At 71.3% G+C, this 20,599-nt stretch carries 15 protein-coding genes and 2 pseudogenes; 6 read left to right on the top strand and 11 right to left on the bottom strand.

Annotation, left to right across the window (positions count from 1 at the left end):
• The first annotated feature begins 44 nt into the window (after positions 1–44).
• The 3 genes and pseudogenes from MYF83_RS26225 to MYF83_RS26235 form a co-directional block, all read left to right on the top strand.
• Positions 45–1,076, top strand: coding sequence for a LacI family DNA-binding transcriptional regulator (locus MYF83_RS26225; protein ID WP_248963374.1), 1,032 nt, complete (start codon positions 45–47; stop codon positions 1,074–1,076).
• A 354-nt stretch (positions 1,077–1,430) separates the two neighbouring features.
• Complete coding sequence (locus MYF83_RS26230; RefSeq protein ID WP_248963375.1) at positions 1,431–2,663, top strand: acetyl-CoA hydrolase/transferase family protein; 1,233 nt, start codon at positions 1,431–1,433, stop codon at positions 2,661–2,663.
• Positions 2,664–2,733: 70 nt separating this feature from the next.
• A pseudogene (locus MYF83_RS26235) lies at positions 2,734–2,850 on the top strand (epoxide hydrolase); the annotation flags it as partial.
• Positions 2,851–2,991: 141 nt separating this feature from the next.
• Here MYF83_RS26235 and MYF83_RS26240 read toward each other — a convergent pair.
• The 4 genes and pseudogenes from MYF83_RS26240 to MYF83_RS44880 all read right to left on the bottom strand — a co-directional run.
• Positions 2,992–3,831, bottom strand: coding sequence for a carbohydrate ABC transporter permease (locus MYF83_RS26240; RefSeq protein ID WP_248963376.1), 840 nt, complete (start codon positions 3,829–3,831; stop codon positions 2,992–2,994).
• The gene (locus MYF83_RS26245; RefSeq protein WP_248963377.1) at positions 3,824–4,843 is read right to left on the bottom strand and encodes a carbohydrate ABC transporter permease; all 1,020 of its coding nucleotides are present in this window, start codon (positions 4,841–4,843) and stop codon (positions 3,824–3,826) included. Before MYF83_RS26245 ends, MYF83_RS26240 begins: the two co-directional genes overlap by 8 nt.
• 181 nt (positions 4,844–5,024) lie before the next feature.
• Positions 5,025–6,350 carry an ABC transporter substrate-binding protein gene (locus tag MYF83_RS26250; RefSeq protein WP_248963378.1) on the bottom strand — a complete coding sequence of 442 codons (1,326 nt, stop codon included), beginning with the start codon at positions 6,348–6,350 and terminating at the stop codon, positions 5,025–5,027.
• Positions 6,351–6,693: 343 nt separating this feature from the next.
• Positions 6,694–6,906 (bottom strand): annotated as a pseudogene (locus MYF83_RS44880) (pectate lyase-like domain-containing protein); the annotation flags it as partial.
• A 450-nt stretch (positions 6,907–7,356) separates the two neighbouring features.
• Here MYF83_RS44880 and MYF83_RS26255 point away from each other — a divergent pair.
• Positions 7,357–8,430 carry a sporulation protein gene (locus MYF83_RS26255; protein WP_248963379.1) on the top strand — a complete coding sequence of 358 codons (1,074 nt, stop codon included), beginning with the start codon at positions 7,357–7,359 and terminating at the stop codon, positions 8,428–8,430.
• Positions 8,431–8,532: 102 nt separating this feature from the next.
• Here MYF83_RS26255 and MYF83_RS26260 read toward each other — a convergent pair whose 3' ends face one another.
• A complete protein-coding gene (locus MYF83_RS26260) occupies positions 8,533–10,416 on the bottom strand; it encodes an ABC transporter ATP-binding protein (protein WP_248963380.1) in 1,884 nt (627 codons plus the stop codon).
• Positions 10,417–10,515: 99 nt separating this feature from the next.
• Positions 10,516–12,735, bottom strand: coding sequence for a glycosyl hydrolase family 28-related protein (locus tag MYF83_RS26265; RefSeq protein ID WP_248963381.1), 2,220 nt, complete (start codon positions 12,733–12,735; stop codon positions 10,516–10,518).
• Between the two features lie 306 nt (positions 12,736–13,041).
• Between MYF83_RS26265 and MYF83_RS26270 the strand changes: the two genes are divergently transcribed.
• The gene (locus MYF83_RS26270) at positions 13,042–13,299 is read left to right on the top strand and encodes a CDGSH iron-sulfur domain-containing protein (protein WP_248963382.1); all 258 of its coding nucleotides are present in this window, start codon (positions 13,042–13,044) and stop codon (positions 13,297–13,299) included.
• Here MYF83_RS26270 and MYF83_RS26275 read toward each other — a convergent pair.
• The 4 genes from MYF83_RS26275 to MYF83_RS26290 are packed head-to-tail and all read right to left on the bottom strand — an operon-like array spanning position 13,284 to position 17,812.
• Positions 13,284–14,285, bottom strand: coding sequence for a glycosyltransferase family 2 protein (locus MYF83_RS26275; RefSeq protein WP_248963383.1), 1,002 nt, complete (start codon positions 14,283–14,285; stop codon positions 13,284–13,286). The genes MYF83_RS26270 and MYF83_RS26275 overlap by 16 nt on opposite strands.
• Complete coding sequence (locus MYF83_RS26280; RefSeq protein WP_248963384.1) at positions 14,282–15,403, bottom strand: iron-containing redox enzyme family protein; 1,122 nt, start codon at positions 15,401–15,403, stop codon at positions 14,282–14,284. The genes MYF83_RS26275 and MYF83_RS26280 overlap by 4 nt, the downstream gene beginning before the upstream one ends.
• Positions 15,404–15,419: 16 nt before the next feature.
• Positions 15,420–16,433, bottom strand: a complete 1,014-nt coding sequence (locus MYF83_RS26285) for a cytochrome d ubiquinol oxidase subunit II (protein WP_248963385.1) — start codon at positions 16,431–16,433, stop codon at positions 15,420–15,422.
• Complete coding sequence (locus MYF83_RS26290; RefSeq protein WP_248963386.1) at positions 16,433–17,812, bottom strand: cytochrome ubiquinol oxidase subunit I; 1,380 nt, start codon at positions 17,810–17,812, stop codon at positions 16,433–16,435. Before MYF83_RS26290 ends, MYF83_RS26285 begins: the two co-directional genes overlap by 1 nt.
• Positions 17,813–18,193: 381 nt before the next feature.
• Between MYF83_RS26290 and MYF83_RS43045 the strand changes: the two genes are divergently transcribed.
• On the top strand, positions 18,194–18,325 hold the full coding sequence (locus MYF83_RS43045) for a hypothetical protein (protein ID WP_279340066.1): 132 nt from the start codon (positions 18,194–18,196) through the stop codon (positions 18,323–18,325).
• 159 nt (positions 18,326–18,484) lie between these two features.
• On the opposite strand, the gene MYF83_RS26295 is transcribed toward MYF83_RS43045, so the two are convergent.
• Positions 18,485–20,428 (bottom strand): DUF1996 domain-containing protein, encoded by a 1,944-nt coding sequence (locus tag MYF83_RS26295; RefSeq protein WP_248963387.1) that lies wholly within the window; start codon positions 20,426–20,428, stop codon positions 18,485–18,487.
• Positions 20,429–20,599: the final 171 nt, after the last annotated feature.

A 20,599-nucleotide genomic window follows, 5' to 3' on the forward strand; every position in this document is an offset into this window, starting at 1 on the left:
TCCCGGCATGCTATAAAAGCCCCATGAGCCAAGGTCGCCCGCCCGTGCCGGCATCCCCCACCCTGGAGGACGTCGCGCGCGCGGCGGGCGTGTCCCGCGCGACCGTCTCCCGCGTCATCAACGGCATCCGCAACGTCGATCCCGTGATCCAGGAGACGGTCAGGCGGGCCATCGCCGATACCGGCTATGTCCCGAACCGCGCCGCCCGTTCCCTGGTCACCCGCCGCACCGGGGCGATCGCCCTGGTCGTCTCGGGCGCGGGCGAGGAGAGCGGCGAGAGCCCCTTTCACAGCCAGGTCTTCGCCGACCCGTTCTTCGGCCGCGTGGCCAGCGGAGTCGTCGGCTTCCTGCGCCCGCGCGGCATCCACCCGATCCTGATGTTCGCCGAGACCGCCGAGGCCCGCGCGCAGGTCATCGCCTACCTGCGGCAGGGGAACGCCGACGGGGCGATCCTCGTCTCCACCCAGGCCGAAGACCCGCTGCCCCGGCTGCTGGTCGAGGCGTCCCTGCCGGCCGTGCTGTTCGCCCGGCCCGCGGAGCCGATCCCGATCAGCTACGTGGACGTCGCGCACCGGACGGGCGCCAAGCTCGCCGCCGACCATCTGGTGGCCCGGGGCCGCCTCCGCGTGGCCACGATCGCCGGCCCGCTGAACGTCCCGGCCGCCCAGGACCGCCTGTCGGGGTTCCGCGACGCGATGGCCGCGCACGGCCACCCCTACATCCCCTGTGCCGAGGGCGACTTCACCCTCGACAGCGGCGAGGCCGCGATGGAACGGCTGCTGGCCGAGTACCCCGGCCTCGACGGAGTCTTCATCGCCAACGACCTGATGGCCCAGGGCGCCCTGCCGGTGCTGCGCCACCACGGGCGGCGCGTGCCCGAGGACGTCGCCGTGGTCGGCTTCGACGACAGCAGCGCGGCGACCGCGAGCAGGCCCCCGCTCACGACGATCCGCCACCCCGTCGAGGACATGGCGGCCGAGATGGCCCGGCTGCTGGCCGCCCACATCGACGACCCGGACCAACCCGTCACCTCGATCATCTTCGAGCCGTCCCTCGTGGTCAGAGACTCCACCTGAATTCCCGGCCCGCCCGAGCGCCGCGACTTGCCGGTGTCGGCCTCGTCGCGCGGGCCGTGGACCGGCTCGCCGCGACCCCGGCTCCACCGGCCGGTGGAAAGGACGAACGGCCCTGTCCCCGGGGTCCGCTCCCCTGAGAATCTCGATTCGTACGCCGAGGTCGAGAGGTCATGGGAATGTGCGATTACTGCCGATCACCGCCTGGGACCGCATCACGACGGAGCCGCACGCGGCCGGACGCCAGGCGTGCCACCCGGCGTTCGCGAGGATGAGGCGGCGGACCTCGCTCGACGGCCGGGCGCGATGGTCGCTCGCCGCCTGAGCCCGTTAGCCCTATGAGTGGAATGAGATCCAATGCGCGTCATATCCGAATCGCGGCTCACTTCCGTGCTGTCCGGGCTGCCCGGCGTGCCGCGGGTCGTGGCCAGCGGCAACTTCGCCACCCCTTGGCGGGCCCTGGCCGTGCTGGACGCGGCGGTACAGGAGTACCGGCTGTTCATGTTGAACGCCCAGGAGGGCGTCCCCGACCGCGACGGGGTGACCCTCGAGTCGCCGTTCATCGGGCCGGGCATGCGCCGCCGGGCCGGTCTGCGGTACTTCCCCTCGCGGCTGTCGCTCGTGCCGTTCCTGCTCACCCAGGCGCTGCCGCCCGACGTCGTTATCGTGCACACCTCCACGCCGGTGGACGGCACGATCTCGCTCGGCACCGAGGTCAACATCCTGCCGGCCGCGATAGACGCGGTCCGCGCGCGCGGGGGGCTCGTCATCGCCCAGCTCAACCCGCGCATGCCCTACACCTACGGCGACGCCGTGCTGGCCCTTGAGGAGCTCGACTACGCCATCGAGGCCGACGAGCCGCTCGCCTCGCCGGAACCGCGCCCGCCGGGCGAGGTGTCGCGGGCCATCGGCGAGCGGGTGGCCCGCCTGGTCCCCGAGCACGCCACGCTACAGCTCGGGATCGGCCAGGTGCCCGACGCCGTGCTGGCGGCGCTCACCCCGCGCCGCGGTCTCGCGGTGTGGTCGGAGATGTTCAGCGACGGCGTGCTCGCCCTGGAGAAGGCCGGCACGCTGGACCCCGGCACGCCGATCACCGCGTCGTTCATCTTCGGCACCGCCCAGCTGTACGACTGGGTCGACCGCAACCCGCGGGTGCGGATGCTGCGCACCGAGAAGACCAACGACCCGGCCGTGATCGCCAAGCAGCCCGGGCTGACGTCGGTGAACAGCGCGCTCCAGGTCGACCTGTACGCCCAGGCGAACGCGGCCCGGGTGCGCGGCCTCATCTACTCGGGCTTCGGCGGCCAGACCGACTTCATCGTCGGGGCGATGCACTCGCCGGGCGGGCGGGCGATCATCGCGTTGCCGTCGTGGCACCCGAAGGCCGACGTGTCCACCGTGGTGCCGCGCCTCGCCGGGCCGGTCACCTCCTTCCAGCACAGCTACATCGCCAGCGAGCAGGGCACCGCGACCATCTGGGGGAACGACGCCACCACCCAGGCCCAGCAGCTTCTCGACAATGTGGCCCACCCGGACGCCCGCGACGAGCTGCGGGAGGCCGGCCGCCTGCTCGGGTTCGCACTGCGCTGAGCGCTCTGGAAAAAGTGCTCCGTTCCCTTGCCCAATAGGAACGGACGTGATCGAGGACCTGTCCAGGGACTTCCACCTGGTCATCCCCTCGCTGCCCGGCTTCGGGTTCTCCGGCCCGACCACAGAGCGCGGCTGGAACCGCTACCGCACCGCCAGGGCGTGGGCGGAGCTGATGCGCCGGCTCGGCGCCTTCAACCAGCTGCAGGCGCAGGCGCCGCAGACGCTCGCGCACGCCCCGAGAGGTCTCGTGGGCGGGGCCGGCACACGAGTCGTCCCGAGAGGTCGAGCGATGATCGTCTACTGGACGGCCTTCCGCGAACCCTCGCAGTCACTTCACCGCGCCCGCGGTGAGGCCCTGGACGAGGTAGCGCTGGAGCAGGAGGAAGCCGGCCACGACCGGGACGCTGACGACCAGGGAGGCCGCCATGACCTGGTTCCAGTACACGTTGTTCTCGGTGGCGTAGCCGCGCAGCCCGACGGCGAGGGTCCGGGTGGACTCGTCGGTCATGACCGAGGCGAACAGCACCTCTCCCCACGCCGTCATGAAGGCGTAGATGGCCACCGCCACGATGCCGGGGATCGCGGCCGGGATCACCACCCGGAACAGGGCGCCGAGCGGCCCGCTCCCGTCCACCTTCGCCGCCTCGTCCAGCGCCACCGGGATGGAGTCGAAGTAGCCGACCAGCATCCAGATCGAGAACGGCAGCGAGAACGTCAGGTAGGTGATGATCAGCCCGAGGCGGCTTCCGTACAGCTCCAGGCCGGTGGCGTTGCCGACGTTCACGAAGATCATGAACAGTGGCAGCAGGAACAGGATGCCCGGGAACATCTGCGTGGACAGCACGGTGACGGTGAAGACCTTGCGGCCGGGGAAGCGGTAGCGGCTGACCGCGTAGGCCGCGAAGATCGCCACCGTCACCGACGCCACGGAGGCGACCGACGCCACGACCAGGCTGTTGACGAAGTAACGGCCCAGCGGCACGGTCCGCCAGATGTCGGAGAAGGGCCGCAGGCTGAACGTCGTCGGGATCCACGCGAAGCCGCTCTGCACGTCGCGCAGCGGCTTGATCGACGAGCTGGCCATCACGTACAGCGGGACCAGGGTGAACAGGGCGAGGAGGCCCAGCACGATCCAGCGTGCCCAGGGCAGCAACCGGGGCTCACGCATTGCTCTTCCTCCGGGAGGTCGTCACCAGGTAGACCGCCGTCACCAGGAGCAGGAACAGCAGCAGCAGGACCGACATCGCCGAGCCGGAGCCGAAGTTCCAGGTGATGAACGAACTCTGGTAGATGTGCACCGAGATCAGGTCCGCCTGCTGCGGCGCCGCCTTGCCGAACAGCACATAGGGGGTGTTGAAGTCGTTGAAGGTCCACAGGAACAGTACGAGGACCAGCACCTGGTTCACCGGTCGCAGCATGGGCATGGTGATCGACCGCAGCTGCCGCCACCAGCCGGCGCCGTCGATGGCCGACGCCTCGTACAGGTCCTTGTCGATGTTCTGCAGTCCCGCCATGAGGATCAGGAAGGCGAACGGCCAGGAGCGCCAGACGCAGACCACCACCACGGCGGCGAAGCTGTTGCCGCCGATGAGCCAGAACGGGCGCTCGCCCAACAGGTGCAGCTGGTCGACCAGGACGTGGTTGACCAGGCCGGTGTCACGCTGGAACATGAAGCTCCAGGTGATCACTCCCGCGTAGACGGGGAGCGCGTACGGGACCAGGAACAGCGTGCGCAGGAGTCCCCGGCCGCGGAAGGAGCCCTGCATCAGCACCGCCGCGGCCGTGCCGAACAGCCAGGACAGCCCCACCGCGAGCGCGGTGAAGCACACCGTGACGATGAACGAGTGGAGCAGCGCGGCGCCCACCGCCGAGTCGATGTCGACCGCGACCTGGTAGTTCGACAGCCCGACGAACGGAGCGGCCGACCAGTTGCGGATGAAGAACTGCGTGAGCCGCAGGAAGCTCATCCCGGCGCCGACGAGCATCGGGATCACGTGGATCAGCAGCTCCAGGAGGATCGCCGGCAGGATGAGCAGGTAGGGCAGGCCGAGGCGGCGCAGCCGTAACGGGAGCCGGGCGGCGACCCGGGAGGTCAGCCCCGCTCCGGGCGGACGCGGCCCGCCTTCCGGTGGCGCGGCTCCGCGCCGCTCGTCATGGTGAGGCGTGGTGCGCGCGACCATCTATTCCTCTCGATTCGGCTGGGCCGGTCGTTCTCGGCGTCACAAGGTGGATCAGGGCCCTCCGGCCCCGGCGGGTCGCGCCGAAGCCGGAGGGAGTCGCGGACGGAGCCGGGCGGGCGGCGATCGGCGGATCGATCGGGATGACGCCCGTCCCGGCACCGTCATGGCCGGACGTTGGGACTCAGCTACCGGGCTGGACCTGCTGGTTGGCCTGGGTCAGCTTGGCCTTGACCGACTCATCGGTGATCGGCTTGCCGCTGGCGGCGTCCGCCCACAGCTGGTTCATGGCGGTGCCGACCAGGGTCTCGAACTGGCTCTCCTCGGGCACCTGGGGCAGCGGTGCGGCGGTGCTGGCGAGGATCTGCTGGAACGCCTTGATGGTGGGGGTCTGGAACGCGGGGTCGTCGTAGGCGTCCGTGACGGTGGGCAGCGAGCCGTAGGTCTTGTTCAGGGTCTTCTGCTCCTCCGGGCTCGTCATGAACTTCACGAACTTCAGGGCGCCGTCCTTGTTCTTTGTGTAGTTGAACACGGACATATTGATGCCGGCCACCATGCCGTTGACCTGCTTGCCGCCCGAGCTCGCATCCGGCAGCGGGATCGGGGCGAGCCCGTACTCGTCCTCCGTCATCCCGCTGGCCTTGATGTTGGAGGCGATCGACTGCCACATCAGCATCGCGGCCTTGCCGTTGACGAAGTCCTGGACGGCCTCGGTGCCGTTGCCGTACTCGGCGTTGCTCGGGTTGACGATCTTGTGGACCGCCATCAGGTCGAGGTACTGCTTGATGCCCGCGACGTTCTGCGCGGAGTCGAACTGCGGCTTGCCGCCGGCGTCGAACAGCTCGCCGCCGTGCTGCTGGCTGAAGATGAACGCGTGGTGGGAGTTCTCGCTGACGCTGGCGCCCTCCACCGCCAGACCCCACTGCTTGCCCTTGGTGAGCTTCTTCCCGTCGGCGATCAGCTCGTCCCAGGTCGCCGGCGGCTGGTCGATGCCGGCCTCCTTGAAGAGCTTCTTGTTGTAGAAGAGCCCGTAGGTCATGCCGTAGATCGGCACCCCCACGGGCGGCTTGCCGGCGGCGCCGGTCGCGGCGAGGCTCGGGCCGAGAAAGCGCTGCTTGCCGCCGAGGCCGGTGAGCAGGGTGTCGTCGAAGGGCACGAACGCCCCGGTGGCCTGCAGCGAGGCCGACCAGGTGTTGCCGATGTTGACGACGTCCGGTCCCTTGCCCGACGTGGTCGCGGCCAGGATCCGGTTGAGCAGGTCGGCCCAGGGGACCACTTCCACGTTGACCTTGATGCCGGTCTGCTTCTCGAACTTGTCCAGCTCGGGCTGCAGGATCTGCTTGTCGGCCTCCACGCTGGGGCCCTGGTTGGAGGCCCAGTAGGTCAGGGTCTTGGCCGCGCCGGCGTCGGTGGACCCGCCGCCGTCACCGCCGTCACCGCCACCGCACGCCGAGGCCGCCGCCAGCAGCGTGGCCGCGACCGCCAGGTATCCGAACTTGGCTATACGCACAACAATCCCCTCGGTTGATCTCGACTCCGGGCCCGATGCCGATGGAGTCGCCATACGCCGGAACGGCTCCGCCGCAGGATCGCGGGAAGCCGCGGGAGGTCCTCCGAACGCCGGTGAGGGCCCCGCTTTGAGGGGCCCGGCCCGCGCCGCCCGGCGGCGGCTCGGACCGGGCCGGCTCGCTAGGGGTAGCCGACGAGGTAGACGACCTGTGTGGCGGTGTCGGCCGGTCCCCTGCTGTCGTTGATGACATCGCGGATCGTTCCGACGCCGCCGAGCGAGACCCAGGCCATGTCCTGGTGTACGCGCGGCCGCGCTCGCCGTTCCACACGCCACGGACGAGCACCTCCTGCGGTGTGGCCGGGTTGCCCGCGTGGCCGGCCGAGGAGCCGGCCGGCCCGGCCTCGACCGGCACGGGCGAGTTCACCGGGCCGGCGTCGATGAGGATGCCGGCCACCTTCACCCCGTCCACGCCGGCGACCGACAGCGCGATGACACCATTGCCCGGGATCAGCCTGGCAAGCCCCAGGCAGGGGAACACGGTGTCGGGGCGGGTCACCCTGAGCGTCTTGGTCGAGGAGCAGGCCCAAACGGCGCCTGCCCGGACTGCAAGGTGGATGCACAGCCTCTCCTTGTTGCGTGGGGGGTGCCCGTCGCCGGGGGCGGTGACGAGAAGAGGGAGAGCGCTCTCCTAGCCGAGATTGTCGGCTGTATCACCACTTGTCAACACTCCTCCGTTGACGATTTTGAAACGCCCCGGGAACGTGGCGGACACCGGTCGGCAGACTCGGCCCGTGGGGCGTGACCCGCAACGGAGAGCGCTCTCCAACGAGTGCGGGCTCTCCAGACCGGGTGCGGCGTCCGATGGGGGCCTCTTCAGACCGGTACGGCCACTTCAGACCCGGCATGGCGTCCTCAGACGGGCACGGCGTCTACGGCGGGAACCGCGGCCGGGGGTCGATCGTTTCCCGATCGATCATGTCATGCGAGCACAGCGGGAGAGGAAACCGTGGTCTTCAAACGGATGTTGGGAGCCCTGGGAGTCGGGGGTCCTTCGGTCGACACGGTCCTTGCCACCTCACGGGTGCGGCCCGGCGGAGTGCTGACCGGTGAGGTTCGCGTGCGGGGCGGCGAGTTCCCCTCCGACATCGAGTACGTCGCCATCGGCCTGGTCGCCCGCGTGGAGATCGAGGCCGGGGACGGCGAGCACACGGGGACGGCCGAGTTCCTCTCCACGAGGGTCTCCGGGCCGTTCCACCTGCGCGAGGGCGAGCATCGCGCCATCCCGTTCCAGGTCGCCGTTCCCTGGGAGACGCCGATCACCGAGGTCCGCGGGGCGCGGCCCGGCGGCGCGTTCGTGGGCGTGCGCACCGAACTGTCGGTCGCCAGGGCCGTCGACCAGGGTGATCTCGACCCCCTGTCGGTCGTCCCGCTGCCCTCCCAGGAGCAGGTGCTCCAGGCGTTCGCCGAGCTCGGTTTCCACCCCAGGAGCGCCGACCTGGAGGGCGGGCGGATCCATGGGGTCCACCAGCGGCTGCCGTTCTTCCAGGAGATCGAGTTCCACCCGCCCGCGCGGTGGGCCGGCCGGATCAACGAGGTCGAGCTGACCTTCGTGGCCGACCCGGAGGGGCTCGCGGTCGTGCTCGAGGCCGACAAGCGCGCCCGCCTGTTCGCCCCGGGCCACGACGCCATCGGCCGCTTCCACGTCACCCACGAGCAGGCGACGCGGATGGACTGGGCCACCGAGATCGCCCGATGGCTGGACGGCCTGGCACACCACGGCCACGGCGCCCCCCACACGGCCGGCCACACCCCATACGGCGCCCACACTCCGTACGGCGACCACGGCCACCCGCACCCGGGGCACGGCCAGTACAGCGCGCACCAGGGGTACGGCGAGCACGGTCACCACGGCCCGCACCACGGGTACGGCGAGCGCTACGACCATGACGGGCCGGGCTGGGGCGCGGTGGCGGCGGCGGGAGCCGCCGGCCTCATCGGCGGCCTGGTGGCGGCCGAGGCGATCGACGAGATCGGCGACTTCTTCGAGGGCGACGACGGGGAGAACACCGGCGACTGGTGACACATCCCCCTCGTTCGCGAGGGGGACGAGGTCACCCCACGCCGGCACCGTCCACGAACGATCGCCGGGGGTCGTCTCCGGGAACGGTGGGCGCGGGAGGGGTTAGCCGACTGGTTGGGGTTCGCGGGGTTGGGCGAATTGGGTGCGGTACAGCTCCTCGTAGCGGCCGCCGGCGGCGAGGAGTTCCTCGTGTGTGCCGCGTTCGGCCACCCTGCCGTCCTCGATGACGAGGATGAGGTCGGCGGCCCTGATCGTCGAGAGCCGGTGGGCGATCACCACGGCGGTGCGTCCGGCGAGGGCCTCCCCGAGCGCCTCCTGCACCGCCGCCTCGGAGGTGGAGTCGAGGTGCGCGGTGGCCTCGTCCAGGATCACCACTCGAGGGCGGGCGAGCAGGAGCCGCGCGATGGTGAGTCGCTGGCGCTCGCCGCCGGACAGCCGGTAGCCGCGCTCCCCCACGATGGTGTCCAGCCCGTCGGGGAGCCCGGTGACCAGCTCTTCCAGCCGGGCGCGGCGCAGCACGTCCCACAGCTCCTCCTCCGACGCCTCGGGCCGGGCGAGCAGGAGGTTCGCGCGTACGGACTCGTGGAACAGGTGTCCGTCCTGGGTCACCATCCCGAGGGTCTCGCGGATCGACTCGGCCGTGAGGTCCCTGACGTCCACCCCCGACAGCCGCACGGCGCCCTCGTCGACGTCGTACAGGCGCGCGAGCAGCTGCGCGATCGTCGACTTGCCCGCTCCCGAGGAGCCGACCAGCGCCACCATGCGGCCCGGCTCGGCGCGGAACGACATGTCGTGCAGCACCTCGACACCGCCCCGGGTGTCCAGGGTGGCGACCTCTTCGAGGGACGCGAGCGAGACCTTGTCGGCGGCCGGGTAGGCGAAGCGGACGCCGTCCAGCTCCACCGACACCGGCCCGTCGGGCACCTTGCGGGCGCCCTCCCTCTCGGTGATCAGCGGCTTGAGGTCGAGCACCTCGAAGACCCGCTCGAAGCTGACGAGCGCGCTCATCACCTCGACGCGGGCGCTGGCCAGGGCGGTCAGCGGCGCGTACAGGCGGGTGAGCAGCAGCGCGAGGGCGACCACGGCGCCCGGCTCCAGCTGGCCGCGCAGGGAGTAGAAGCCGCCGAGGCCGTAGACGACCGCCAGCGCGAGCGCGGAGACCAGCGTCAGCGCGGTGACGAAGACCGACTGGACCATGGCCGTGCGCACGCCGATGTCGCGGACACGCCGCGCCCGCGCGGCGAACTCGGCGGATTCGTTCGCGGGCCTGCCGAACAGCTTGATCAGCGTCGCCCCGGGCGCGGAGAAGCGCTCGGTCATCTGCGTGCTCATCCGCGAGTTGTGGCCGGCCGCCTCACGCTCCAGGCGGGCCAGCCGTGAGCCCATCCGCCGGGCCGGCAGCACGAACATCGGCAGGAGCACCAGCGCCAGCAGGGTGATCTGCCAGGAGATGCCCACCATGACGACCAGGGTCAGCGCCAGCGTCACGATGTTGCTGACGACCCCGGACAGGGTGTTGCTGAACGCCCGCTGGGCGCCGATGACGTCGTTGTTCAGGCGGCTGACCAGCGCGCCGGTGCGGGTGCGGGTGAAGAAGGCGATCGGCATGCGCTGCACGTGGTCGAACACGGCCGTGCGCAGATGCAGGATCAGCCCCTCGCCGATGCTCGCCGACAGCCAGCGCGTGACCAGGCCGAGCCCGGCGTCCAGCAGCGCGATGACCGCGATGAGCGCGGCCATCCCGATGACGCTGGAAAGGGCCGCGCGGTTCACGATCGCGTCGACGACGCGGCCTGCCAGAACGGGCGACGCCACGGCGAGCACCGCCGACACCACGCTCAGCACCAGGAAGAACCCCAGCATGCGGCGGTGCGGCCGGGCGAACCGGCCGATTCGGCGCAGCGTGGCCAGGGAGAACGGCCGTTTGTCCTGCTGGGCGTTCATCGTGTTGTACAGCGAATGCCACGCCGTGACTTCCATGTCCATCTATGCCCCCACCGGTTCCTGTGCGCGTCGATCGACGCTCGACTTCACCGGGTTCCCGTCCACGATCTGTGCACCGGTGACATCGAGGAGACTAGAACTTCAACTTAAGTTCAGGTCAAGTGCTGGGCGGGTCCCGCCGCCCAGCACATCGAACGTACCGAGGGGCACCGACAAAAACGGAAAGGGGGTCCGTCGGCCGGCCGCCCGGGATCTTCCGGGCGGGGCGCGGCGCCCGGAGGTAGCCGGGCGGGCCCAAGAGGACGGCGCCGGCGGCACGACCACCGGGGGACGGTCGTCGCAGGTGATCGTGTTGGGCAGCTCCCAGGGGGCGAGCCAGGGGCCGGTGGTGCCGCCCCCGTCGTTGCCGCCGAGGTCCGTCAGCGAGAACTCCGAACCGGTGGGCGGGAAGTTGAACGAGCCGCAGTTGTTGACGCCGACCGCGCCGACGTTGCGGGCGTCCACGTTCTCGAAGGACGCGGCCCCCTTCACGCGGGCGCTGATCACCGAGGTGCCCGTGCCGTCGACCCTGATGTCCTTGAAGTGGACGTTCGTGATGGAGTACAGGTCCTTCACCGGCCAGTCGCTGACCAGCATGATCGCGTTGTAGGTGTTGTCGAGGAAGTGGTCCCCGGTCACCTGGACGTCCGCGTCGATGTTCTTCTCCAGCGCGTAGAACCAGATGGCCCCCAGGCCGATCTTCCAGTTCAGTTCGAAGGTGCCGGCCCGGACCGTGGTGTTGTCCGTGATCCACAGGTGCCCGGTGAACGCCTCGGCGCCGAAGCGGGACCCGACCTGGATGGCGCTGCCCTCCCTGATCGGGTCGGCGATGAGGTTGTTCGAGATCGTGTTGTCCTTGCCGCCGTAGACGGCGATGCCGTTCGCGAGGACCGGCGTCTGCACGGTGTTGTGGTCGAAGGTGTTCCCGGCGTTGGCGGTCTTCTCCGACCACATGGCGAGGCCGTCGTCACCGGAGTTGCGGACGAAGTTGTTCGACACGACCGAGTTCGTGACGCCGGTGTGGAAGTTGAGGCCGTCGGCGATCTGGTCGACGATGACGTTGCCGGTGATCCGCAGGTTCTCCATCGGCCCGTCGAACCACATGCCCACCTTGGTGTGGCGGATGTGGAGGCCGTCGATGGTGGAGTCGCTCATCGCCCCGCCGATGCCGTTCACCTGGTCGGTGTCGACGCGCTCGCGGACGTCGCCCTCGATCGCGAAGCCGGACAGGTGGACGTTACGGCTGCCACCGGCCGACGCGTCCTTGCCGTAGAAGCCGACGCCGGTGTGCACCGAGCCGTCGGGGGCCGGCGTGCCGAGGGCCACCTCGTGGCCCTTGATGATCGTGTACCAGTTGCCGGCGCCCTCGATCGTCACGTCGTCGACGATGATGTGGCGGTTCACCTGGTAGGTGCCCGGCGGGATGTAGACCTTGAGGTGCTTGCGCTTGGCGTAGGCGATCGCCTGGTCGAACGCGCCGGCCGAGTCGCGCCGGCCGAGCGGGTCGGCGCCGAACAGCAGCACGTTCGCCGCGACGAGCCTGACGTGCGGCGCGCCGACCAGCTCGGAGTCGAGCAGGTCGATGACCGTCCACGCCGCGGCGCTCCCTGCGGGCACCGTGAGCCGCACCTTGTCACCCGTGCGGTAGGTCTTGCCGAGCAGGAGGCGCTGCTCGTCGTAGAAGTGGCTCGGGCGGAACGGCTTGGTGATCACCGGCGCCGGCGTCGTGGCGGCGGGCACGCAGGCGCACTCGGTGATCCACCAGTCGGGGTGCAGCAGGTCGGCGTCCGGGTCGTTGGAGAAGGGGTACTGGTTGTACAGCCACGCGTACTGCGAGGTGAGGGTCATGGTCTTCCTGGCCCCGCCGTTCACCGTGACGTCGAGCGGCGCGGTGATGCCGCCGCCGTCCGGCGCGTCCGGGATGCTGTAACGCACGGTGATCGCGTTGGCCGAGCTCGGCAGCGTGAACTCCACCTGCTGTCCCGGCGCCAGCTTGACCGCCTTACGGCCGGAGGCCTCCGAAGGCAGCGTGTACGCGGTACGGTCCGGGCCGATGACCGTGCCGTTCGTCGCGGCGTTCTCCGCCTCCTGCTCGGCGAAGCCGACGGTGGCGCCCCGGCCCGCGACGAGCGAGGAGTCGAGGGCTGCGCGCGTCACGACGGGGGGCGGGGCGTCGTTCGCGCCGGTGCCGGCGAGGGCCGTGCCACCGAGCGCGGCGCTGAGGCCGGCGATGACCGCGGTCACCGCCGCGACCGCCAGCGCGGCCCTTCGCGGTGGCCTGCCGGTCCACCTCTCTGCGGCTCCTGTCGTGCTCCGTGACATCGCATGCTCGTTTCTCTCGGGGGGTGATCACCCGAAGGCGCCGGAGGCGAGCGGGCGCCATCGAGGTGAGGTGACATTAGGACTCGCACGCCCCGCTCCACAAGGCCCCTGCGAAATAGTTTCGTAATCTTGCTGAGAAGCTGCGGTGCTTATGTAACTTCTTGCAGCAGCTGTCATGGGTAGTTGCGGCACCGCGCAACGAGACGGCGCTACCGGCCGAGCACCGGTGGCCGGGGCGGATGGCCCTGCCCGTGGCGGGAGGGCCGGGCGGAGTTTCCGCCCGCGGCGGCCGGGCATGGTCCGAGCATGCGGCGCAGAACGGGCGAGCCGGTCACCGTGACCATCTGTCACGACGAGCCGGTCACCGTGACCGCGTGTGAGGACGGGCCCTTGCTCGTGCGCGGACCGTTCACGCTGCTCACCCAGGACGGGCGTCCCATCGATCCGGGACGGCGCACCGTCGCCCTGTGCCGTTGCGGCCGATCGTCGGTCAAGCCGTTCTGCGACGGGTCGCACAAGGCCGTGCGGTTCCGGGCCGCGAGCGAGCCTCAGCGACCGGGCTGACCCCGCCGGAGTCCCCGTGCCGACCGGTCGTACCGCCTCCGGAGGCGGCGCACCGAGTGCCCGGCCACGTGGATGCGGCGCCCCCAGTAAGGGATGCCCCTGCCGGACAGCCGGGCGCCCAGGGCCAGCCAACTGCACACGGCCCGTTCCAGCACCCACCCGGGGGCCAGCAGCGCGCTGGTGAACGGGTAGACGCGCCTGCCCCCGCCCCGTCGCCGGCCCGTCTCGGCCAGCAGCACCACCAGGCCCGCGCACGCGATGACCCCGTGGTATCTGCGCCGGTGGAGCGCGACGCCCAGGACGGGCAGGACGGCAAGGAAGAGCGCCATGCGGGCCGGCTGCGCCAGGTCGTCGTAGGCCTGCCAGACACGCTGCGCCCAGAACCGCTCCACGCCGGGAGGGACGCGCGCCACGAGCAGGTCGGCCGGGCGGCACTCCCGGCCGCCGTGCGCGCGGACCGTGCGGATGAGCTCGAGGTTCTCGAACAGCACGTCGCCGTCGTAGCCGCCCATCGCCAGGAAGGTCGACCGGCGCACGCCGAAGGTGCCCGGGTAGTCGGCGCCGAAGGCCCGGTTGAGCAGCGTCCGGGCGGTGTCCCACCGGGCGTGCCAGGGCAGCGGCCTGAAGTAGTTGTGCGGGCGCACCAGATCGGCCGCGCCGAGCAGGGCGTCCACGCGGGCGAGCCCGGTCTCGTCGTAGCGCACGTCGTCGTCGGCGATGACGACGCGCTCCGCCCGCGCGTGGCGCAGCCCCGTCGTGACGCCGTCGACCTTGCCGTTGAGGAAGTCCAGGTCACCGTCGGGCCGCAGGTGAGACGCGACGATGTCGGCCCAGGCCTTGGCGTGCCGCTCGAACAGTTCAGGCGGCGAGCCGTCGACGACCACGACCCGCGCCCACGCGCTCAGCGGGCGCAGGTAGGCGGTCAGCTCCTCCAGCTTGTCGTCGCGCGCCCACCGCAGGGGCAGCACGTAGTCCAGGTCCCTCATGCGGGGCCCCCGTCCCGCAGCGAGGAGGCGCCCGCCTCCCACCGTCCCAGCAGGTGCAGGGCGAAGAGCCGGTCGAGCGCCAGGCAGCACGCGGCCCCGTACAGCACGTCGCCGGCCAGCGACGGGTGGGCGGCGGCGAACGCGCCGCACATGTCGTGCCCGGCGATCTGCTCATGGACGGCGTCGGCCTGCACGTGCTCGTCGTAGAAGCGGGCGGTCATCGCGTCCGCCCCGAGCCTCCGCAGGCCGCGGCCGTACTTGGCGTTGGGCAGCGAGGAGGTCATCTCCAGGGCGGCGAGGTGGCCGAGCAGCGCGCCCCGGTGCCGGCGGTGCAGGCCGAACAGCGACATCGCGTTGTTTACGGCCAGCGTGATCGCCGGCACCCGGTCCACGTACGCGCCGTAGGCGTCGGAGAGGCCGAGGCCGCGCATCGTGGCCCGGAACAGCTCCGCGTGCATCCGTTCGCAGCGCCCGCCGCCGTACTCGTCGGCCTGGATCTCGACCAGCGCCGCCTTGGCGGGGCCGCGCAGCCGCGGGATGCCCCACGTGTGCGGGTCGGCTTCCTTCAGGTGGTAGATGGACCGGTGGACGACGAACTCGCGGAACTGCGCCGGCCCCGCGTGGTGCCGGAGGTGGTCGGCGAGCGTGGGGCCGTCGTCGTCCTCGGCCGCCAGGTCGGCGAGCGCCCGGGGCAGCTCCCGGGCCGGCACCGGCGGCGGCCGGCGCACGGCCGCGGACAGCCCCTGCTCGAACCGCCGTTCCAGCAGCTCGCGCGCCCGCAGCAGGGACGGATGCCACTCCCACCGCTCGTCGACCCCGTCGAAGCCCTGGTAGTGCAGCTCGTAGCAGGCGTAGAGAGCGACCTGGAGGTCCTCGTCGTACAGGGCGGGGCCGCCGGAGGGGACGGCGATCGGGCCGAGGTCGTGCGGGGCGCGTGCCAGCCGCTCGAACAGCGACCCGCTGACCGGGCCCCGCGGCCGCGGCAGCCTGGGCGCGGTCTCCGGAAGCGTCCCGGTGTCGCCGCCCCCTCTTGGCTCCACGGCCCTCGCCGCGGCCACGACGCGCACCGCGTCCACGGCCTTCGCGGCGTCCACTGGCGTGCGCTTCGCGCGCTTCATGGGCTGCGTCGGCTCCTCACTCTGGTGTGCCGGCGTCGCGCAGCGACCGCCGCTGGACGGCGAACAGCCAGACCATGGGCGGGACGACCAGCAGCGATCCGGCGGCGATGACGACGAGGGTGGCGGCGAGGACCGCCGGCTCCGCGGCGGCCCGGTCGTAGGTCAGCGACGGCAGGAGCATGAGGGGGTATTGGGCGAGCGGCCACCCCCACATGACGGCGACGACCCCGAGCATGGCGGCGATCCGGCCGGGCAGGTAGGCGCGCCTGTAGAGCAGCAGCAGCGAGGCGACGCCGAACACCGCGCTCGCCACGACGAGCGGCAGCGCGCGATGGGTCAGCCCGCTGAACAGCGGCGGAGCGTCCGAGCGCAGCACGACCATGCCGCCGAGCGCGACGGCGCCGATGGCCAGGGCGGCGGCGAGCGCGCGGACGCGGAACCACTCCGCCAGGCCGGGATGCCCGGCCCTGGTCGCGTCGTCGCACAGGTAGGCGCCGGCGAGGTAGGCGCAGACCATGAGGGCCAGCACGCCGCTCAGCAGCGACGTGGGGTTGAGCCAGGCGGCGAGGATGTCCCCCCTGGCCAGCCCCGGCGGGACCCGTCCCGAGGCGATCGCCCCCGCCACCGTGCCGAGGCAGAAGGGGGTGAGGACCGACGAGACCGCGAAGGCGGCGCCGAACAGGCGCTGCTGCCACAGCTCTGTGGCCGCCTTGCGGAAGGCGAACGCCGTGCCCCTGGCGACGATGCCGAGCGCGGCCAGCGTCAGCGGGATGTAGAGCGTCGACATCACCGAGGCGAACACGGCCGGGAACGCCGTCCACAGCAGCACGATCACGAAGATGAGCCACACGTGGTTGGCCTCCCAGACCGGTCCGATCGACGTCTCGATCAGCCGCCGGCGCCCCATGCCCGTACGGCTGCGCCCGGAGAGCAGGTCCCACACTCCCCCGCCGAAGTCGGCCCCGGCGAGCAACGCGTAAAGGGTGAGGCCGGCCCACATCACCACGAGCACGGCCTGCGCGAGGTCCATCAGGACACCCCCGGCCCAGGCGCCCGGTCGGGTTCCTGGGGGGCGACCGGCCGCTCGCTCCACCGGATGAGCCGCAGCACGTACAGGGTGAAGACGGTGAGCACCGCGTAGACGAGGGCGACCACGACGAACCCGGTCCACAGTGCCGGAGCGGGGTTCACCGCGTCGGACGTGCGCAGATGGCCGTACACCGTCCAGGGCTGCCGGCCGACCTCGGTGACCGTCCACCCGGCCTCGACCGCCAGCACCGCGACCGCCCCCGAGACGGCGGCGAGCCGCAGGAACCAGGGCGAGCGGGGCAGCCCGCGGCGGCGCCACCAGGTCACGCCGAGCCAGGCCGACAACAGGAGCAGCAGGAAGCCCGCGCCGACCATCGCGTCGAAGGCGAGGTGGACGATCGCGACCGGCGGCCGGTCGGCCGGCGGGACCCGGTCGAGTCCTTGGACGACCGTGTCCGGGCTTCCCCCCATCAGGAGGGACAGCCCGGCGGGGATCTCCAGGGCGTAGCGCAGCCGGTCGCCCGAGACCAGGCCGCCGATGCTGAGCGGGGCGCGGGCCTGAGTGCGGAACAGCGCCTCGGCGGCGGCGAGCTTGGTGGGCTGCAGCGTGGCGACCGACCTTCCGGCGAAGTCGCCCACGAGGATCTGCACGGGGGTGAGCAGGGCGGCCATGGTGAAGGGCACCAGGAAGCCGAGCAGGTCGTAGCGGTCCCTGCGGCCGCGCAGCATGCCGGCGGCGTAGACGCCGGCGACGAGGAACCCGGTGGTCATGAACGCGGCCACGATCATGTGCAGCGTCTCGTGCGGCACCGCGGGGTTGAACATCGCGCGCCACGGGCTCACCTGCCTCGCCACGCCGCCGGACAGGACGAACCCCTGCGGCCGGTTCATCCACGCGTTCGCGCACACGACGAAGAACGCCGATGCCGTCCCGGCGAGCAGCACCGGCACGCCGGTGAGGAGGTGCACCCTGGGCGGCAGGCGGTCCCAGGTGTACAGGTAGATGCCGAGGAAGACGGCCTCGACGAAGAACGCGACGCCCTCCGTGGCGAACGGCACCCCGATGACCTGCCCGTACGCGCCCATCAGCCCGGGCCACAGCAGGCCCATCTCGAAGCTGAGGACGGTGCCCGACACCGCGCCCGCCGCGAACAGCACGCCGATGGCCTTGGCCCACTGGTGGGCGAGCCGCCTGTAGTCGGCGTCGCCGGTGCGGATCGCCCGCCACTCGACCAGGAGCATCAGGGCGGGCATGCCGACGCCGAGGCAGGCGAGCACGATGTGCCAGCCGAGGGAGACGGCCATCTGCATGCGGGCGGCGATGAGGTCGGCCGGGCTCGCCGGGCCCGCGGCGGACAGGACGGACTGCCATGCCCCCATCCGCGCACCTCCCGCCCGCCGTCACGGCGTGCCGCTGGGGCACGCGTCATCCGTTTCTGCAGGTTAAGCGGTCGATGCGCGCGACGGCGTGTACCGGTTCGGCGCGTCGCGGTAATGCGCGGCCCGCGGCCGCCGGCGTCCCGCGGGCCGCTGGAAAGACGCGGCCGGCCGGTGGCGCGGCACCGGTCGGGGTCGCTCGGGCTTTGCCCGAACCCATGCTGCGGGTTTGCCGTCGCCCGGGTGACCCGTCCGATATGTCATGGTTAGGGTGATAGCTGTATCGCGCCGTACTGGCGTATCCCGGGAACCCCACAGCGACGCTCCGCAGGCCCAGGGCACATCCACCAGGGTCACCAAGGATCTGGTTACGGAGTGATTCTCATGCTCAGACGACTCATCGCCACCGGTGTTCTGCTCACTGCAGCCCTGCTCACCGCGGCGGCTCCTGGCCTCCGCCGGGGCGGCGACTACGATGACGATGACTGGGACGACGACTGGGACGACGACTACTAGGATCCGCCGGCGTCGCCTGCCCGGAGACCGCGACGGTCCCGGCCGGGCAAGCCCGGCCCTGTGTCCGGGCGAAAAGCGGGCGCCGCCCCGCGAGATGGGTCTCGCGGGGCGGCGCCTTGCGCGCGCCCGGCCCGATCGGATCCGGTGCCCGGTCTCAGGTCAGCCGCAGCGCCTGCCGCCGTTGATGCAGTTGACCGCCTGCTTCATCAGCGCCTCCGGCATCACGTTGATGAAGTCGCCGTGGTCGGTGATCGGCTTGTGCAGCTGCTCGGGGAAGCTGTCGACGGCGAAGCCCGGGCCGGGAGGCAGGTTGTAGGTGATGCGCTGCTCCAGGGCCGGAATGGCCTGGAACCCGTTCGGGCACGATCCGTCCGCCGCCGCGAAGGTGACGTGGGTGCGGTGGTTGGCGCTGTCGGTGTTCTTGCCGTCCCAGCAGCTCTGGAACTTGAAGGTCCGCACGACCTGGCTGCCGCGCGGGCAGATCGGGTACTTGTCCTTCAGCTGCCGGTTCTCGAACCCGGTGCACGACCAGCTGGCGTTGGCGTTCGTCGGCCCGTTGGTGAACGACTTGGCGTCACCGGTGATGATGCGCAGGAACGTCGGCATCCCGACGACCTTGCTGGTCGGGTTGCCCCTGAGCGTCAGCGTGACCGACGCCGGGCGCACGATCTTGCCGATGTTGCCGTCGAGGCCGCCACCGGCCTTGTTCGCGTCGTTCTCCTGCCCGTTCTGCAGGCGCACCACCGGCCAGTAGTGGGTGGACTTGTCGCCGTTGGAGCAGGTCGTACCGGCGGCCTGCAGGCTGTCGTTGGTCGAGAAGCCACTGGTGTCCAGGTTGCCCACGTAGTCGTGCACGTGGTGGGCGCCGTTGGTCACCCCAGGCGCGACGATGACATTGTCGGAGTTGAAGTGGCCGTTCTCGTTGCGCCCGCACCGGGACACGAAGGTGCCCTTGGAGGCTTGCGGCCCGTCGGCGGGACGGTTGACGTTGGGCTGCACGTTGCGGATGTCGACGAAGTCGTCGGGCGAGGGCCCGGTCGCGCCGCCGGTCGCCGTGGCGCTCGGCGAGGGAGAAGCCGAAGCGGTCGGGCTCGCTGAGGGGTCGGCGCTGCCGCTGGGGGACGGGGATGCGGAGGGATCGTCGGTCGCGGTGGCCGTGGGGTTCGGCGAGGGCGACTGCCCACCGCCCGCGCCGTTCTGCAGCGCGCACGTCGCCAGCCCCTGCAGGCCGTTGGCCTGGGCGCCGGCGCGCCGCAGCGTGCTCGCGATGCGGTTGATGACGAACGAGCGCGCGATCCTCAGCGGGTTCAGCACCGCGTTGCGGATCAGGTTGTTGCTCGCGCGGGCGCCGATCCTGGCCAGCCGCTGGTTCGCCTGGGCGATCTGCTGGTCGAGCGTCGTCAGGTCACGCTTGACCTGCGCGGACGCGACCGCGGGAATCTGCGGCAGCTTGTCGGCCACCGACGGGCAGTTCACCGTGCGCACCGCCGCGTTGCCCGCGGCCGCGCTCGCCGACGCGCTGGGCTCGGCGGAGGGCTCGGCGGACGCGGAAGGATCCGCGGACGCGGAGGCGGAGGCGGAGGCGGAGGCGGAGGGCTCGGGGCTCTGCGACTGGCCCCCACTGGCCGCACCGGTGCTCACGCCACAGGTGGCGAGTGCCTGCAAGCCGTCCGGACGTTCCGCGACCCGGCTGATGACCGTCGCGATCCTGTTCACGGTGGCGAGGCGCTTGTCCCTCAAGGGGTTGAGGATCGCGTTCCGCACGAAGTTACTGCCGCCTTGCCCCTGGGTGGCGGCCAGCCGCCGGTTCGCCTCGGCGATCTGCGTGTCGAGCAGGGCCAGGTTCCGGTTCACCTCCGCCGCCGCGGCGGCGGGGACATCGGGAAGCTGGTCCGCGACCGACGGGCAGTTCACCGTCGGGGCCGCGGTCGTGCCGGCGAGGCGTGAGGCGGCGCTGACGGTGAGGGCCGACAGCGACACGTCCCGGCTCGGCACCTGCCCAGCCGGGGACAGGCTCGCCACGACGAGGCCGACCCCCGCCCCACCCAGGGCAAGGAAACTCAGGACGGGCCTGAACCGCCGTCTGTGCTGATTTCCGATCACTAGAACTCCTCCCGGAGTACGTGCTCATGGCGGCATTGTTTGGTGCCCCATCGCCACGAGGTACGCGGGGGAGTCCGGAACAGTTCGACGTTCCGCCCGGAAACTTCCGCCGGAATCCGGACGCGGCGCGGTCCGTGCCCCGGGGAGGCGACGGCCTCCCCTCCCCCGCCC

The sequence above is a fragment of the Sphaerisporangium perillae genome (assembly GCF_023276435.1).
In the GTDB taxonomy this organism is placed as follows: Bacteria; Actinomycetota; Actinomycetes; order Streptosporangiales; family Streptosporangiaceae; genus Sphaerisporangium; species Sphaerisporangium perillae.